General features: G+C 39.2%; 17 protein-coding genes and 1 pseudogene. 7 read left to right on the plus strand and 11 right to left on the minus strand.

Annotation, left to right across the window (positions count from 1 at the left end; genetic code table 11):
* The first annotated feature begins 167 nt into the window (after positions 1 to 167).
* The gene (dps, locus tag QUE86_RS03170) at positions 168 to 686 is read left to right on the plus strand and encodes a DNA starvation/stationary phase protection protein Dps (RefSeq protein WP_130050903.1); all 519 of its coding nucleotides are present in this window, start codon (positions 168 to 170) and stop codon (positions 684 to 686) included.
* A 222-nt stretch (positions 687 to 908) separates the two neighbouring features.
* On the opposite strand, the gene corA is transcribed toward dps, so the two are convergent.
* From corA to QUE86_RS03195, 5 genes are all read right to left on the minus strand, one after another.
* Positions 909 to 1,865, minus strand: a complete 957-nt coding sequence (gene corA, locus QUE86_RS03175; protein WP_130050902.1) for a magnesium/cobalt transporter CorA — start codon at positions 1,863 to 1,865, stop codon at positions 909 to 911.
* A gap of 121 nt (positions 1,866 to 1,986) precedes the next feature.
* Positions 1,987 to 3,216: a serine hydrolase domain-containing protein gene (locus QUE86_RS03180; RefSeq protein WP_250661121.1), complete on the minus strand. Its 1,230-nt coding sequence runs from the start codon at positions 3,214 to 3,216 to the stop codon at positions 1,987 to 1,989.
* A gap of 27 nt (positions 3,217 to 3,243) precedes the next feature.
* Entirely contained in the window at positions 3,244 to 3,858 is a 615-nt protein-coding gene (locus QUE86_RS03185; protein ID WP_130050900.1) for a hypothetical protein, read from the minus strand.
* Between the two features lie 31 nt (positions 3,859 to 3,889).
* Positions 3,890 to 4,057, minus strand: coding sequence for a helix-turn-helix domain-containing protein (locus QUE86_RS03190; protein WP_434784468.1), 168 nt, complete (start codon positions 4,055 to 4,057; stop codon positions 3,890 to 3,892).
* A 219-nt stretch (positions 4,058 to 4,276) separates the two neighbouring features.
* The gene (locus QUE86_RS03195) at positions 4,277 to 4,660 is read right to left on the minus strand and encodes a hypothetical protein (protein ID WP_167658053.1); all 384 of its coding nucleotides are present in this window, start codon (positions 4,658 to 4,660) and stop codon (positions 4,277 to 4,279) included.
* Between the two features lie 182 nt (positions 4,661 to 4,842).
* Here QUE86_RS03195 and QUE86_RS03200 point away from each other — a divergent pair, with 182 nt between their 5' ends.
* Both QUE86_RS03200 and QUE86_RS03205 read left to right on the plus strand, forming a co-directional pair.
* The gene (locus QUE86_RS03200) at positions 4,843 to 4,992 is read left to right on the plus strand and encodes a hypothetical protein (protein ID WP_286259169.1); all 150 of its coding nucleotides are present in this window, start codon (positions 4,843 to 4,845) and stop codon (positions 4,990 to 4,992) included.
* Between the two features lie 35 nt (positions 4,993 to 5,027).
* Positions 5,028 to 5,492: pseudogene (locus tag QUE86_RS03205) on the plus strand (DUF533 domain-containing protein); the annotation flags it as partial.
* A gap of 45 nt (positions 5,493 to 5,537) precedes the next feature.
* Here QUE86_RS03205 and QUE86_RS03210 read toward each other — a convergent pair.
* Positions 5,538 to 5,786 (minus strand): hypothetical protein, encoded by a 249-nt coding sequence (locus QUE86_RS03210; RefSeq protein WP_178927275.1) that lies wholly within the window; start codon positions 5,784 to 5,786, stop codon positions 5,538 to 5,540.
* A 156-nt stretch (positions 5,787 to 5,942) separates the two neighbouring features.
* On the opposite strand from QUE86_RS03210, the gene QUE86_RS03215 reads away from it, so the two are divergent.
* Complete coding sequence (locus tag QUE86_RS03215) at positions 5,943 to 6,713, plus strand: AraC family transcriptional regulator (protein ID WP_178927276.1); 771 nt, start codon at positions 5,943 to 5,945, stop codon at positions 6,711 to 6,713.
* Here QUE86_RS03215 and QUE86_RS03220 read toward each other — a convergent pair.
* Genes QUE86_RS03220 through QUE86_RS03230 form a run of 3 tightly spaced genes read right to left on the minus strand, consistent with a single transcriptional unit; the run spans position 6,710 to position 8,324 of the window.
* Positions 6,710 to 6,916, minus strand: a complete 207-nt coding sequence (locus tag QUE86_RS03220) for a helix-turn-helix domain-containing protein (RefSeq protein ID WP_130050894.1) — start codon at positions 6,914 to 6,916, stop codon at positions 6,710 to 6,712. The genes QUE86_RS03215 and QUE86_RS03220 overlap by 4 nt on opposite strands.
* Positions 6,916 to 7,473, minus strand: a complete 558-nt coding sequence (locus QUE86_RS03225) for a DUF2975 domain-containing protein (RefSeq protein ID WP_130050893.1) — start codon at positions 7,471 to 7,473, stop codon at positions 6,916 to 6,918. The genes QUE86_RS03220 and QUE86_RS03225 overlap by 1 nt, the downstream gene beginning before the upstream one ends.
* A complete protein-coding gene (locus QUE86_RS03230; protein ID WP_130050892.1) occupies positions 7,470 to 8,324 on the minus strand; it encodes an alpha/beta hydrolase in 855 nt (284 codons plus the stop codon). Before QUE86_RS03230 ends, QUE86_RS03225 begins: the two co-directional genes overlap by 4 nt.
* Before the next feature lie 263 nt (positions 8,325 to 8,587).
* Here QUE86_RS03230 and QUE86_RS03235 point away from each other — a divergent pair, with 263 nt between their 5' ends.
* Positions 8,588 to 9,736: a PA0049 C-terminal domain-containing protein gene (locus QUE86_RS03235; protein WP_178927277.1), complete on the plus strand. Its 1,149-nt coding sequence runs from the start codon at positions 8,588 to 8,590 to the stop codon at positions 9,734 to 9,736.
* 22 nt (positions 9,737 to 9,758) lie between these two features.
* Here the strand turns inward: QUE86_RS03235 and QUE86_RS03240 are convergent, their stop codons facing one another.
* Positions 9,759 to 11,378: a sensor domain-containing diguanylate cyclase gene (locus QUE86_RS03240; RefSeq protein ID WP_286259175.1), complete on the minus strand. Its 1,620-nt coding sequence runs from the start codon at positions 11,376 to 11,378 to the stop codon at positions 9,759 to 9,761.
* A 192-nt stretch (positions 11,379 to 11,570) separates the two neighbouring features.
* Between QUE86_RS03240 and QUE86_RS03245 the strand changes: the two genes are divergently transcribed.
* Together QUE86_RS03245 and QUE86_RS03250 are read left to right on the plus strand one after the other, a co-directional pair.
* Positions 11,571 to 12,110 carry a heme NO-binding domain-containing protein gene (locus tag QUE86_RS03245; protein ID WP_286259176.1) on the plus strand — a complete coding sequence of 180 codons (540 nt, stop codon included), beginning with the start codon at positions 11,571 to 11,573 and terminating at the stop codon, positions 12,108 to 12,110.
* A gap of 1 nt (position 12,111) precedes the next feature.
* Positions 12,112 to 13,839, plus strand: a complete 1,728-nt coding sequence (locus tag QUE86_RS03250) for a response regulator (RefSeq protein WP_286259177.1) — start codon at positions 12,112 to 12,114, stop codon at positions 13,837 to 13,839.
* Here the strand turns inward: QUE86_RS03250 and QUE86_RS03255 are convergent.
* Complete coding sequence (locus tag QUE86_RS03255) at positions 13,836 to 14,975, minus strand: helix-turn-helix domain-containing protein (protein ID WP_286259178.1); 1,140 nt, start codon at positions 14,973 to 14,975, stop codon at positions 13,836 to 13,838. The two genes, QUE86_RS03250 and QUE86_RS03255, sit on opposite strands and share 4 nt — an antisense overlap.
* Positions 14,976 to 15,003: the final 28 nt, after the last annotated feature.

The following is a 15,003-nucleotide window of genomic DNA, read 5'->3' on the forward strand; positions in this document are numbered from 1 at the left end:
TCCACCTTAGCCATAGCTACTGCAACAAAACACAAAAAAAATCTAACCAAATAAATTCAACAACTTAACCACAAATCTCTTTTAGGCATAACGTTTGCTTCTATCTAACTAAACATGCTTTTAAAACTAAAAGCGAAAGGAAATTAATAGATAATCTCGGAGGAGTAATGAGTAATTCATCATCAAAAGTCGCAGAATTTACAGCACCGGGTGTTAAAGACCAAGCTGCAGCTGACACAATTGCTATTTTAGACCAGCGTATGGTCGCTTTAATCGATTTACACCTCACTTTAAAACACATTCACTGGAATGTTGTTGGACCTAATTTTATTGGTGTACACGAAATGCTCGACCCGCAAGTAAGCGCAGTCCAAGAGATGACTGATACGATTGCAGAGCGTATTGCAACTATGGGTGGCGTACCTGTTGGCACACCACAATCAATTGTAGATCGCCGTACATGGGAAGACTATTCAATTGGTAAAGGTTTAGTGACTGACCATCTATCTTCACTTGATAAAGTGTACAACGGCGTCAATAAAGACCACCGTGCAGCTATCGAAAAGCTTGGTGAGCTAGACCCAGTTTCTGAAGATATGATCACCGGCCAACTGGCCGATTTAGAACAATTCCAATGGTTTGTTCGTGCGCACATTGAATCGTCTACCGGCGAATTGAAAGGCTAAACCCCTAGGTCTATCCGAAGACCCCTTGCCCAGCATTTGCTGGGCTTTTTTATGCTTTGTTATACCAACCCGCTTAATTAAGTAGTCTATTTTTTGGCAATAAAACCTCGTTGATAACAAGGCAAAAATTTCGTTATTTAGTTGTTCTAAATGAGAAATTTTTAACGCAGTTAGCGACAGGTTTAATCCCTCAAAATGATTAAGTATTACTGCGGGTTGGTATTACAACCAACCTTTATGTTTAAAGAACAAGTAAGGTGCAAAGCCAGACAGCAACATAATGCCAATTGCAAACGGGTAACCCCATGCCCATTGCAGTTCTGGCATGCTGTTAAAATTCATCCCATAGATACTTGCGACGACGGTCGGAGGTAAAAACACCACAGAAGCAATTGAAAAGGTTTTGATAATTTGGTTTTGTTCGATGTTAATAAAACCCTGAGTCGAGTCCATTAAAAAGTTCACTTTATCAAACAAGAAGGTACAGTGAGACATAAGGGTATCAATATCGAGCACAATTTCACGCAGTGATTCGCGGTCTTCTGTTGGTGCTCCTAAGTAGCGCAGTAAAAACGAGATATTCCGACGCGTATCCATCAAACATAAACGCACCTTGCCGTTGTTATCTTCAAGACGAGAGATTCGGCTAACGGCTTCTTCTAAATCTGAGTCGTCTTCTTCAAGTACATAAGCACTGAGTTTTTCTAATTGATGGTGCATGTCTTCAAGCATATCTGCGTGGTTTTCGACTTTTTGATCAAACAAAGTTACTAAAAGTTGCTTGGGATTATCACACGCCACTTGCCCTTTTCGAGCACGAAGTCGTAATAAACGAAAATCGGCTAATTCATCATCACGGATTGTCAGCAAACAGTTGTCTTGTAACAAACAAGCCACTGTCACCGTATTAAAGCGCCCTTCATTTGGTGACATAAAAAGCGCATGCACATGCAAGCCTTCATGGTCGATAAAACACCGGGAAGACGCCTCGATTTCTTCAACATCATCAGCACCGGGTAAGGTAATATTGAGGGTGCCTGCCAGTGCTTGTCGTTCTTCTTCTGTTGGATTTATGGTATCAATCCAGTGGGCATTTTTAATAGAAGTGACAAGAGGCGTATCAGCAGCTGGTTCGGTTTCTGTAATTACACCTTGGTCTATAGAAAAAAATCGTAACATGCGCCCTATCCTGATAAATCAATTTAAAGCAAATACTATAGCTGTTCACGTTAATGAACAATGACAATGCTACTAATTCCCGGGTAAAGCAGAAAAATAATTTAAACTTAACATCAATTACTTATTTCGCTTTTTTGAAACGCACAATAATCATACCTATCAAGATGATACCAAGGCCTATTAAGCAAGGTACAAAAGCGCTTTGCAGGGCAATATCAAAGGCTAAAAAGTCAGGGGAACCCGTTTGCCAAAGCGTCCATTCATAACCAAGTTTTGATGCAATATGTTCCCCGCCGCTGCTAAGTACGATGATTGCATCATTGTTATCGGGGTTAATGCGAAGCGTGCTATTTATTGCCGGCTCATTTGCACCATCGTGGCCAAACACAAAATCTCCCGACGCTGTTGGTGCGTAAAGCATGGTACCAAGCCCCCAGATTGGTGCTCCTAAGCTAAATCCTAATGGCTCTCGCATGGTGGTGATCATTTGCGGGCTTAACTGCCCTGTTTGAGGTGATGTTAATGCTTGCACTAAAGCGATTAAGTCATGGCTACTTGCCAGTAAACCTGTGGCCGCTGCCGATGCGTATTGAAAGTGCCCAGCAGCTTGTCCGCTTTTATCGTACGCAGGTGCTATGTTGTCTAACTCAGTGAGTACATCATAACTGGCATCAGTCATGTTGACTGGCTTAAAGACATTATCATTCATCCAAGTTGCAAAGCGTTGATTCGTCTTTTCTTCTACCAGTAGCTCTAGCATCAGATAGCCGCCACCAGAGTATTGAAAATCGCCCGGTGGTTTCGTGGCTTTAATTTCTCGCACACCCGTTGATGAAAGCGGGTTATCAAGCGACTCAAGTAAACTTGGTACCGTTTCACTTAGAGGAATATCAGCAAACCCCAAACCATCACTAAGCCCAGCAGTATGAGATAACAGATGAGCAAGGCTGACCTTTTGATTATCAAACTCTGAATCAGGTAATTGCCAAGCTGTTAGTTGTTCATGTATTGCTTTAGCTAGGTCAACTTTCTGCTGCTCTGCCAAAATCATCACGCCATAAGCAGTAATAAACTTGCTAAGTGATGCCACAGGGAACAACGTATTTGCGGTTATTTCATCTTTGCTTTTCGAGTAATCTTGAAAAATCACTTCGCCACTTTCAATCAAAACATAAGCTATGTTCGCTTGGTTTTCAGAAATCAACGCCTGGCTGTTGGCAATAAATTGCTCAGTGTTACCAGTCTCAGCAATTGGCTTTAAAAACCAACCACTGACACCACCATACAAACAGGTCGCAGCCCAAGCAGATGAAAAAAATAGCGTTAACAAAATCGTTTTAAACCAGTTCATACCCTACTCCTTGCTGTGCAAACCGAACTAAACTACTTCGATCTGTTCAGGTTTTTTGATAAAGAAAACCATTAAAATTAATAAAGCTGCAGGGAATAAAAATAAATTCAAATAAGCAAAAATCACCGTTAACTGTAGGATACATATTAGTAGCAGTAGAATAGAAAACACCGTAAGTAGTGACGAAATACCATGGCGCTTAGTCAGTAATAAAGCCGCTGTGATTAAACCAACTAACGCATACAAGCCTAAACTCCCAGCCGATACCACCATGGCAATAACCAAAATACTATCAATCACGTCGTTCGATGCTTTATCGCCGACAACAGCAAGGTAAACATCACAAAGAACGGTAGCATGAAAAGCCAATACCAGCACCGCTAATACACATAACAAGATGCGAACGCCTTCTACATCAAACATATCTTTAAGAGCCTTGCGTAAGCTCAAGTACACATATATCTCAAGTGCACCTATGAATACAAAAATAAGGTCTGAAAAGCTTAAACTTTGTAGGTCAAGCTTAAGTGCTTCTCCTAAGCCATCAAGTGTTTCACCAAAAACTGAAATCCAGTACAAGGGAAATATGACAGCAAGTAACCCCGCTGCAATGCCTGGTATTAAATAGTCACGGTTGAACATATGCCCTCCAAAATCCTGTTGCGTTGTTAAGTTATTCGCTATCACGTTCGTACACCAAAATATCGCCCGGTTGGCAATTGAGCTCTTCACAAATAGCCTCTAGCGTACTAAAGCGGATCGCTTTCACTTTTCCGTTTTTAAGTAATGATAAATTGGTCATAGAAATACCTATGCGCTGCGATAGCTCCTTCAGCTGCATTTTGTTCTTTGCCAATTCTATATCTAGGTTGATTCGTATTTTCACAGTCTAAAAAGTACGCAGCTGGTTTATGATTGTCAAACTTTATTTTACGATTATCATAAAATAAAGAATGAAAAACATAATCGCCATATGTGGAATTAAATCTGTTGTTTGAATTTCAGATATAAAAAAAGCCAGTAAATACTGACTCTTATACCGATTCGCTTTGTTTATAATTTAGGCATTAGCCTGAATGGCAGGTATTAATATTGCCGATAGAATACCCAATAAAAATATGCCACCAATGATCAATACGCCCCAAAATGACCATTGTTTTTGAACTCGTTGAAAATGCTCAACACTATCCCAACGTTTATTCTGCCAAGCCATTTCTCGGCCTTTAAAGCCCAAATAAATCGACACAATAAAACCAACATAAGGCACTAAGGCTAATAAACCAATCCATGTGCTGTTGCCAATTGCCCAAATCCAACTTAGCAAAAAAGCGCCCCAACTAAAGCCTTTAATACCCTCGGGTAAATTGTCTACCTTTCCCTGCCCTGAGTTATTTTCAGATACCATTTCAAGACTTGCTTCGGGTGGAGTGTAATTATCTGCCATGAGTTTTTCCTTATTAATAAGCAAACAGAAATCCTAACTTATAGTATTGAGTGTATTTTAAGCAAGCTGAAAGTTAGCACCTAAAACAGATAATTGTTACCTGATGTGTTTTGTAACATTTATCTCGTTTCCTTTTAATTTCAAATCGCCTAATCTGGGCACATATCTGCAAGGAGAGAACAATGAAAGACTTACAAAAGTTAGTGGGTAATTTAAATAAATCAGGTGCGCTGAGTGGTTTTTTAGGGGGTGTTGCTGGCGGCGGGCTAACTAGTTTAATGGGCGGAAAAAGTAAAAAGAACAGTAAAAAGCCGTTAAATATGGTGCGCTAGCTGCTGTAGGTGGGCTTGCCTGGAAAGCCTATAAACAATATTCAGAACAAAAAGCGGCTCCTGTGCAGCAAACGAGCTCGCGTGGTTTTGATTTTACTCCAGCCACACTGCCTGAGCAGTCATTTAGTGATGCAATCGACGATAATCATAGTGATGGGCAACTATTATTAATGCGCGCTATGATTGCAGCCGCCTATGCTGATGGCCACATTGATGAAACAGAAAGACAAAAAATCTTCACACAAGTTGAGACAATGCAATTGTCTGTGCAAGAAAAGGCCATGCTGTTCGATGAATTGAGAAAACCAATGCAACTATCCGAGTTAGTTGACGCTGTGCCAAACGCACAAATGGGTATTGAAGTATATGCAGCCAGTGCCAGTGCGATTGATTTAAACCAAGCAATTTCTAAACACTACTTAGACACATTGGCAAGTCAGTTATGTATTCCTAGCGAACTGGTGTTAAGTATTCACAGAGAACTTGCCCTATACCAATAAAAATGGGGCATCTTCGCCCCACTTTAACTAGTGCCTCAGTAATGATTAATGAGGTTTTTTAGTGCCATAACGCACCATATCTTTGCCATTTTCATACACATCATTGCTTACGTAACGGCCCAGTAGTAGCTGATGTCTATCATCAAGTACTGCAATAAATGGGCGACCATCGCTATTATTTGTTGCAAGCGCAACACCAGCTACATTCTCAAGCCCTAAACCGCCATTTTCAACTAGGCGTAAAAATGTTTCTAGCTCATCTAATGTTTCGATTACATCGTTATCGTTAATCATCTCAAATACTCAGTGATTGCTAATGGGCGTAGCATAGCAGGATTAAAAAAATGGTGCGAATAACAGCCCATAAAGCAACTTAGACTTGGACTAAAAATTGACACAACGGCATACAATTGAAGATACTTCCACTATCGACAGAGACAGTAAAGTTTAATGAGTAACCATTTAACGCTCGAATTAATGACCCCACAGGGCTATCTTGCCGATAGCATACAAGCTATTTGGTATGCCTCAGCGCACTCTCAAGGTGAACAATGGCTTGCCTGCGACGGTGCAACGGGGCTTGTGTTTCCTGTTACCGGTGAGGTTTTACTGGATGACAAGCCGCTTGCTGCCCCTTATGCAATACAAGAAACATCAACTCAAGCATCCAAAGTCACATTTTCATACGACGCGCAGTTTTGCGGAATTCGCTTTAACCCAACCGTATTGTCTGAACTTAAGCGAAACGCACATCCACTCCTTGCTGAGCAATCGCTGTGTGAAATTGCCGAAGGCCTACAAGATAATGCCAGCTTAGAAGCGTTTGTTGCGTTTATTAGCCGCCACTTTACTGATAATAAAAATATTAACCACAGTAACAGGCACTCAAAACACTTAATCCGCTACCTTATTGAGTTAACGCCACTCGAAACCGCTTATCAACTTGCCCCACTCAGTCAACGCCAGCTCGAAAGGCAAGTAAAGGAGCAATGCGGTGTCACCCCTAAGTATTTTGAGCGTATATACCGGGTAAAGCTTGCTAAACAAGCAATTAAAGTTAACCCTGAAATGAGTTTTGCAGATATTGCATTAGATTGTGGCTTTACCGATCAGCCTCATTTAATCAAAGAATTCAAAGCAATAATGCACATCACGCCAGCAAAATACCGCAAGTTATTAAAAGACTCTCAAACTAAACAAACAAAGCTTATTTTGCGCTAATCATCTTCAAAACGCAGAATATCACCTGGCTGACAACTTAAGTGCTTACAAATTGCATCTAAGGTTGTAAAGCGTACAGCTTTAGCTCGCCCAGCCCTCAGAACTGATAAGTTTTGTGGCGTAATACCTATCGCTTCAGCTAATTCTGCAGACTTCATTTTTCGCTTAGCTAACACAACATCTAAATCAATAATAATCGCCATTAAATCACTAACTCTTGCTCTTCTTGTAGCTGCTGTGCTTGACCCATGATCCAACCAATAACATAAATAATTAAACCCATCACTAAACCTATAATATCAGTATCTTGTATAACCACGACTCTTCCCAAATCAGTATCTGTTGCAAAGTTTAGAAGAGTAATAAGTAGTGGTGGATAGCACACAACTAGCGCAAATTGCGCCAATAATACGCCACCTAACCATTTAAAACATTGAATATTTTCAATAGCGAAGAAAGACCCACGTCGGTAGAGCAAAAATAACCGAATCAAAATTATATTGATAAGAATAAATGGCAGCAATTGCACAAGACCAAGCCATAAAACACTATCAAAATCACTCTCACTCAATGTTTGCGCTATTCCCTGCCAAGATCCGCTGACTTCAAGACCAATCCACATATGCGCACCATTACTTTGAGTAAAGCTTAAAACATCATTGTCACTAAAAAGCACAATAATGCTTGTAACTAACAAACTAAGGAGCGTAAAAACTAGCAAGCTTAGGATCAGCGTACTCATCCAAACAATTTTTTTCATGACGATTTACTCAATGTTATTTGTTTTAAAAGTTGCTCATAATGAGTCGCTAATTGCTTACCTGTTAACGCATCTGAATGATGCTTCCCCTTTGCGATGTAAATCTGCTTTTGCTGAGATTTTGCGTGTTGATATAAAGCTCTCGCTAACTCAGGTGGAGTTTGTGTGTCTTTTTCACCTGTGATTATTAATAGCGGTGCTTGGTAAACTTGTAACGCTTTTAAATTATCGACTTGGTTAATCTCTTCACTAAACTCAAGGCTAACAAACGGTTTAGCAAACCACGGAATTCGTGCTGCTGTCATCTGTTCAACATTTGTCACACTACCTTCGAGTACCAGAGCATCAACATTGCGCTGACTGGCAACATAACCTGCGATCATACTTCCTAAAGAATGGCCATGGATCACAACAGGCAAGTGATTTAAGTCAGCTCTGCCTTTTACATAATCAAACACCTGTAATGCATCAGCTTGTAGATTAGCCACGCTGGGTACTCCTGAACTAAGCCCATAACCACGATGATCCATCATTAAAATATTTACCTGAAAAGGTAAAATTAGCTTGGCAGGTTCTCCACCAGCGACACTAACGCGAAACTGGTTACCACCAAAGTAAATTACAGTGGCGCGAGCATCTGCAACTTTAATAAGGGTACCTTTAAGGCTGATGCCATCATCGGTAGTTAAAGTTACCTTTTGCGTTATGGCAGTACCATCAACACTTTGTATTTCCTGCATTGTTATTTTTTTATCGGGGTATAAAAAATGAGACTCCTCAATTTTAATTGTTGTACAACCAGTTAATAACATCACAATCAGCGAAACCACTGCAATAGAACCAAATTTCATGTTCACGATCCTTCTAGTAAAAAAACACTATGGCACTATCAAACTTAAAAAACAAACATTAATTACCGAAAAACGATAACTAATTACTCTTTTTCACATATCAAAAGCCTTCCCTTTGAGAAATGATTTTGATCAAAACCGCTATCTCCATTAATTAATTTTTATTCCAGTTCTGTATTGAGCGATTTTATTTGCGCTGGGCTTTTATCCATAGGATAGTTAACTCAAGCCTACTAAACGTGCTGTAACTAAATAGGATTATCATGAAAAAAGTTTTACTTGCCACCAGCTTAATCGCCTCGTCATTTTCTGCATTTGCAGCCGATTTAACCGTTGAAGAACTGCGTATTGAAAAAGCCAGCAAAGCCATGCCAAAGGTGTTGAATGCTTTTGCTGATGAAGTAAACCAATTTGAAAAACAGTGGCAAGCTACCACAAGTTACCAGCAGGCGAGTGACCTTATCGATGACTACGCCAAGCAATTATGGCGAGATGCGAAAGCCCGCATTATTAAAACTAACAGTTTCGACGACCGCGAACTCTATTGGGCACGTTTACTTTCAAGCAAGATTATTCGCACCAGCAAACCAAAGTTTGCAATGACAGACAGTGAACAAACCGCATTATTAACAAGGCTTGAAAATGGCAGCCGAGGCCGAACAGAGCTTGATTACAGTAAAAAAACCGATAAACGTATTTTGATTACAGGTTTTGATCCTTTCTTATTGGATAAAAATATTAATCAAAGCAACCCGTCAGGTGTCGCAGCCCTGTTACTTGATGGCCAAGTTATAAATTATAAAGGCATAAGCGCTGAGATTAATACAGTGATGGTGCCAGTACGCTATGAAGACTTTGATCAAGGTATCATCGAATCATTATTTGCACCTTATTACGCACTTAATAATGTCGATATGATCGCCACTATTAGTATGGGCAGAGAAGACTTTGATCTTGAACGCTTCCCAGGTAAGCGTCGCAGTGTAACAGCGCCAGATAACGCCAATATAATCTATGGTGGCACGGCCACTGCCCCAAAGGTTTCAAGCCTTAATGACCGCCCACTACCTGGTAACGAATTTGTGTTATTCAGCTTACCAGTTAAGCAAATGCAACAAGCTAAAGGGCCATTCATAATTAACGACAACCACAAAGTCGTTACACTTGAAAAAGCATTTGAGCCAAAATCACTTAAAGAATTAGAAGGTGCGATTGCGGTAAAAGGCGGTGGCGGCGGCTACTTATCCAATGAAATTTCGTACCGTAGTATTCGCCTGCGTGATGAGCTTAATTCAGACATCCCTACAGGGCATATTCACACCCCACGTATTCAACAATTTGAGCCAGAAACAGAAGCTAAAATTGTTAAGCAAATTAAAGCAATGCTTGAGCAAAGCTTAGTTGCAATTTAAAAAATAAAGCTCAGCTATTAGACTATAGCTGAGCTTTATCACCAGCAACACAGCAATTGCGCCCCTGCTTTTTGGCTTTATATAGCGCATTATCAGCTATTTTAAATAAACTATCTGAATCAAACGCCTCATTAGTGGCTTTACTGGCAATGCCAATCGATAAAGTAACATAGCTTAAGTCTTCGCGACCTTGGTGGGTAATGTGAGCTGATTCAACAGCATTACGCAGGGTTTCTGCCACTTTGAGTGCCTCCTGCTTATCAGTATTACTGAGCACAATTACAAATTCTTCGCCGCCATATCGAGCAACAAAGTGATTGTCTGGGTTGGTATTATCTTTTAGGAGATTGGCAACCTCACATAGCGCTTTGTCACCTTGATCATGCCCATAAAAGTCATTGTAGAGTTTAAAGTGATCGATATCAGCTACGATCAATGAAATAGGCTGTTTAGCTGATACAGCATCACTGGCAAGCTTTGCAAAGTGTTTATCTAGAGCCCTACGATTAGCAAGCTCCGTCATTGAGTCTGTATTACTGATATGGTTTAACTTCTCATGGCGAAGAAATATTTCTTCACGTTGGTTTTCAATCAGAGTAAATAACTCATTCATTCCCCTTCCGAGCTGGTGTAATTCGTTATCACCGTAATACTCGTCTCTAGCACTAAAATCGTTATTGCTTATTGCTGAATTTACTAATGTATAAAGCTTTCTAAGTGGTTTCAAAACCTGTTGATTTATATATAAATAAAACAAAATAAACACTGAGCCAGAAATAAATAACCCAGTGATTAAAGAGCTATCAAACAAACTTCGATCGTAAGTACGCTCACGCGATTTAATAGAAAGTACAAATAACAAGTTACCCTTTTGGTCATTAACTCCTAAGTAAAGACGCCGATTATGTTGGGAAGCACCCATTACGCTACGATTATCACCAAATACTCTGGTTAAATGATCTTTATATTTAAACACTTCGTCCGTGCCATAAAAGCGAATATCATTTGCTAACCCTGGGGTTAAATTTTCTACAAAACCTTCATCAATAAAGCTCCACAGCAGCAAAGTCCCTACAAATTTACCCGAGCCATCAGACTTCGTTACATTGTAAGCAATTGTCAGGACTGGAGATTTGTCTATCGTGATAAATCGGACTTTATGAACTAACGCTGATTGGCTATTAGCTATATCATCAGATAAGACTATTAAGTCGTTTTCTTTCAACAAATGGGAGGTTTCTAAGATCTTTGGTGAGTAAGTCAGATAGTCATTATTAAAACTGCCACCTCCGATAATATTTGCCTGCGTATCATATAAATACCAACCATTCACGTCTAAACGTTGCAGTGCGTCAGCAATAACATAATCATCATTAAACCACTGGGTATCACGTTCGTACGCTGCCACATACATGGTATCCCAAGCGGAGCTATCAAAAACCATTTTTGACAGCGCATCAATCTCTTGCTGAAGTTGAGACTCCACTCGCTGAATATCAATCCTATCGTTTTGCTTTGTCATCGCTTCAAAGGTTGGCAATATCCATAATTGCCTGATGATTGTTTGCGCAAGCAGAATAGCAATACACGCAGCTGTAAAAGCGAGCAATAAGCGTTTTCTTATCCTCGAGCCAATCACCATAAAATACCAAACCAAACTGCAATCTAAAGACGATAGTATTAAAAAGTATAACCTTATTTAGTAGGTTTGCTTGCTAGCCTTTAATTAATAATCAAATTAAAAGCTCTAGCCACACAAAAATTGTAAGTAGAGAAATTGTAAAACCCTTGTTTGTATCTAAACTTTTAGTATGACGTTTTATTGAGTTACTTTATGAAAGGTATCGTCTTTACCGAGTTTTTAGAAATGGTTGAAAATGAGTTTTCTTTTAAGGTGGCTGACAAAATCATTGAAGAAAACTCGCTTCCTTCAAACGGCGCCTACACCAGCGTTGGAAATTACGACAATAAAGAACTGCTAATGTTGGTCAGCTCATTAAGCAGGCATATCAATAAACCTGTTAATGAGCTGGTTCATGCCTACGGTAAGTATTTGTTAAAACGCTTTTTTGTTTTGTTTCCACACTTCTTTAATAATGTCGAAAGCACTTTTGACTTCCTTGATACCATCGACCGGCACGTGCATATTGAGGTTAAAAAGCTCTACCACGATGCTGAATTACCAAGTTTTGAAACAAAACGAATTAGCAAGAACGAGATGAAAATGTTTTATCGCTCAGGTAACCCATTTGCTTGTTTAGCTGAGGGCTTGATTGAGGGAGCCTGTGAACATTTTAATGAAGTAATTACAGTTAAAAGCGAGATTGACGAAAACTTCCAATCTGCCATTTTTACCCTAACAAAAGAAGCTTAATGTGGATGAAGAACTCTACAAACGAAGAATAGAACGAGAGCGCAAGGCCAGAAAAGAAGCCGAAGCACTTTTAGAACAGAAGTCCTTAGAGTTATATGAAGCAAATATGACGCTAAAACATGCGGCCGAAAATCTAGAAAAAGAAGTCATCACTCGCACCCAAGATTTAAATAAAGCAAAAGAATTAGCCGATGCCGCCAATCAAGCTAAATCGATGTTTTTAGCAAATATGAGTCATGAAATCCGCACACCTATGAATGCAATTTTAGGTATGGCCCACCTAGCTCTCAATAGCGATTTGACTGACAAACAGTATGATTACGTCGAAAAAATCCAGCTTTCAGCTAAATCGTTGCTTGGTGTTATCAATGACATTCTCGACTTTTCTAAAATAGAAGCCAATAAACTCGAACTTGAAAATAGTGATTTTAATCTAAATGACTTCCTCGCAAATCTAGCAAATCTAGTCAGTAGTTTAATTGAGCAAAATAACACTGAAGTAATCTTTGATATTGATGATGGCATTCCTGAGTTTTTAATCGGTGACACTCTTAGGCTCAATCAAGTTTTATTAAATTTACTGAGTAATGCAATTAAGTTTTCAAATCAGAAAAACGTTATGCTTAAAATGGCGATAGAGTCACAAACAAATAAAAGTATTTGTATTAATTTTCAGGTGATTGATCAAGGTATTGGCATGTCTGAGGAGCAAGTAACTAATGTGTTTAAGCCCTTTTCACAAGCCGATGTTTCTACAACACGTAAGTTTGGTGGTACAGGTCTTGGCCTTGTTATTAGCAAAAAGATCCTCGAGCTTATGGGAGGTAACATTGAGGTTAAAAGCCAATTAAACAAAGGCAGTTGCTTTAGTTTTACAGTGTCATTCGCTAAATCATCCAAACAAAGTACTCACGACACAAACGTTTTTAAACAAAAGCATGCTCTTATTATTGAACAAAGCAACCACCCTGAAGCAGTTTTACGGAATATGCTCAATACATTAGAAATCAACACCCATACTATTAACTGTAAAGATGAAAGACTGTTAGAAATCAGTATTAGCCATGACTATGACTTTATTTTTTTAGACTGGCATGTTCTAAACTATGAGCAAAATAACATTTTGGAGAACCTCAAACAGCAGCTTTCTATCGACATTACAAAAACCATTATTCTCGCTTCTTATGAAAACCAAGAGGTTAAAAACACCCTTAGTACACTTAATAAAACCGTTGAAGAAATATTATTAAAGCCAATTATTAAAGGAAATCTACTCAAAACGCTTGAGCATGTTATGGGTATCGCCACGAAAAAAGATAACAGTGTAGACAACACATGCTTTAAAAAGTTTGCTGGCTCAAAAATACTGCTTGTTGAAGACAACCCCCTCAACCAACAAGTCGCATCGCAAATACTGCGCTCAAATGGATTTATTGTTGATGTCGCCGAGGATGGCATAGCGGCCATTGAAGCTGTCGAAAAAGACTCTTTCGATTGTATTTTAATGGACTGCCAAATGCCAAAAATGGATGGTTATACCGCTGCTAATAAAATTAAAAAGCAATCAAAGTATGCCCATATTCCTATTATCGCCATGACTGCCAATACTATGGAAGCCGACATAACTAAAGCCAAAGAATCGGGGATGCAAGGTTACATAGCCAAGCCTATAGAAGTACAAAACATGTTTGAAGTAATTGCAGCATATTTAAGCCAAAAACAACCCTAATCAGCGAGCTCTATTAATTTTTGTTCTACTAACGAGCCGTTTTGCTTACGAAACTCATTGGGGTTTATCCCTACACTGCTTTTAAAAACACGATTAAAAGTAGCAAGCGAAGAAAAACCACTTTCAAGTGCAATACTTAGAATGCTCCAATGACTTGCTTCGTCTTTTAGGAGCAACATTTGCGCATGCTTTACTCGATACTGATTAATAAATAAATTAAAATTAGTGGCTTTAAAATGATGGCGAATAGCGCGGCTAATTTTATACTCAGGTACTGCTAAAGCTTGTGCAAAGTCAGAAATTTTCAAATTAGTTTGCAAATAAACCTGTTGCTTAATAATAAGTGCTTCTATACCCTTGGTCAGCTCAGGCTCTATTTCTCTATTTTCTGACGGCTCAATTTTTTTAGTAGCTTGAACTGCCCTTTCAGAGTTCACCTCTTCAATTTCAGCAGATTCAGTTACACAAGGATGGGGACGCTTTTGCAAAAACATCACTAACTGCATTGCAAGTACGATTAACAAGGCGGATGAGGTAATTATAAGTGGCTCAAACTGTTGAAATTCGCTTTCACTAAATAAAAACTTAGGCAGTATGCTGGCATTAAATACTGCTAAAAAGTAACAACTAGCAAAAATAGTTGCCTGCCACTTTTGCGTTCGTGTTTTACCTTTATAGCCTCGTAATGCTTCCCAAAAGGACAGCACCAGAATACTCGAAGATAGCAGCACAGTTATTTCACCCATACCTTGCTTTAAACGCCACATGAATTGGCTATCTGGGAAAATCTGCGCATCAACACTTACCAAATAATGCCAAGTTTGATTAAACATAATCAAACCTGCAATAGTGCTGGCTACAGCAATATGCACCATGGAAAAAGGCTTGTGCTCACGAAACAAAGTGCGTGATATAAGCCAAGACATATTACATGTTGCACAAGTAAATAAACCGATTAAATAGCTGTAAACACCAATACTCGGTGCACTGATTTTTTGCACCCCAACCATGCAAAGCGAACCACAAAAGACAGCAAACAGATAATGAATAAGCTGCTTATCTTTTTTCATGCCATTTAGCAACATTAGCCCCATACAAACAAAAACGAGTAAGTAATAAGGGGAAGTATTTTGCATAACTCTGCATACCTTAAATTGGGAGTTT

It is taken from the genome of Pseudoalteromonas apostichopi (assembly GCF_030297135.1).
Lineage (GTDB): Bacteria > Pseudomonadota > Gammaproteobacteria > Enterobacterales > Alteromonadaceae > Pseudoalteromonas > Pseudoalteromonas apostichopi.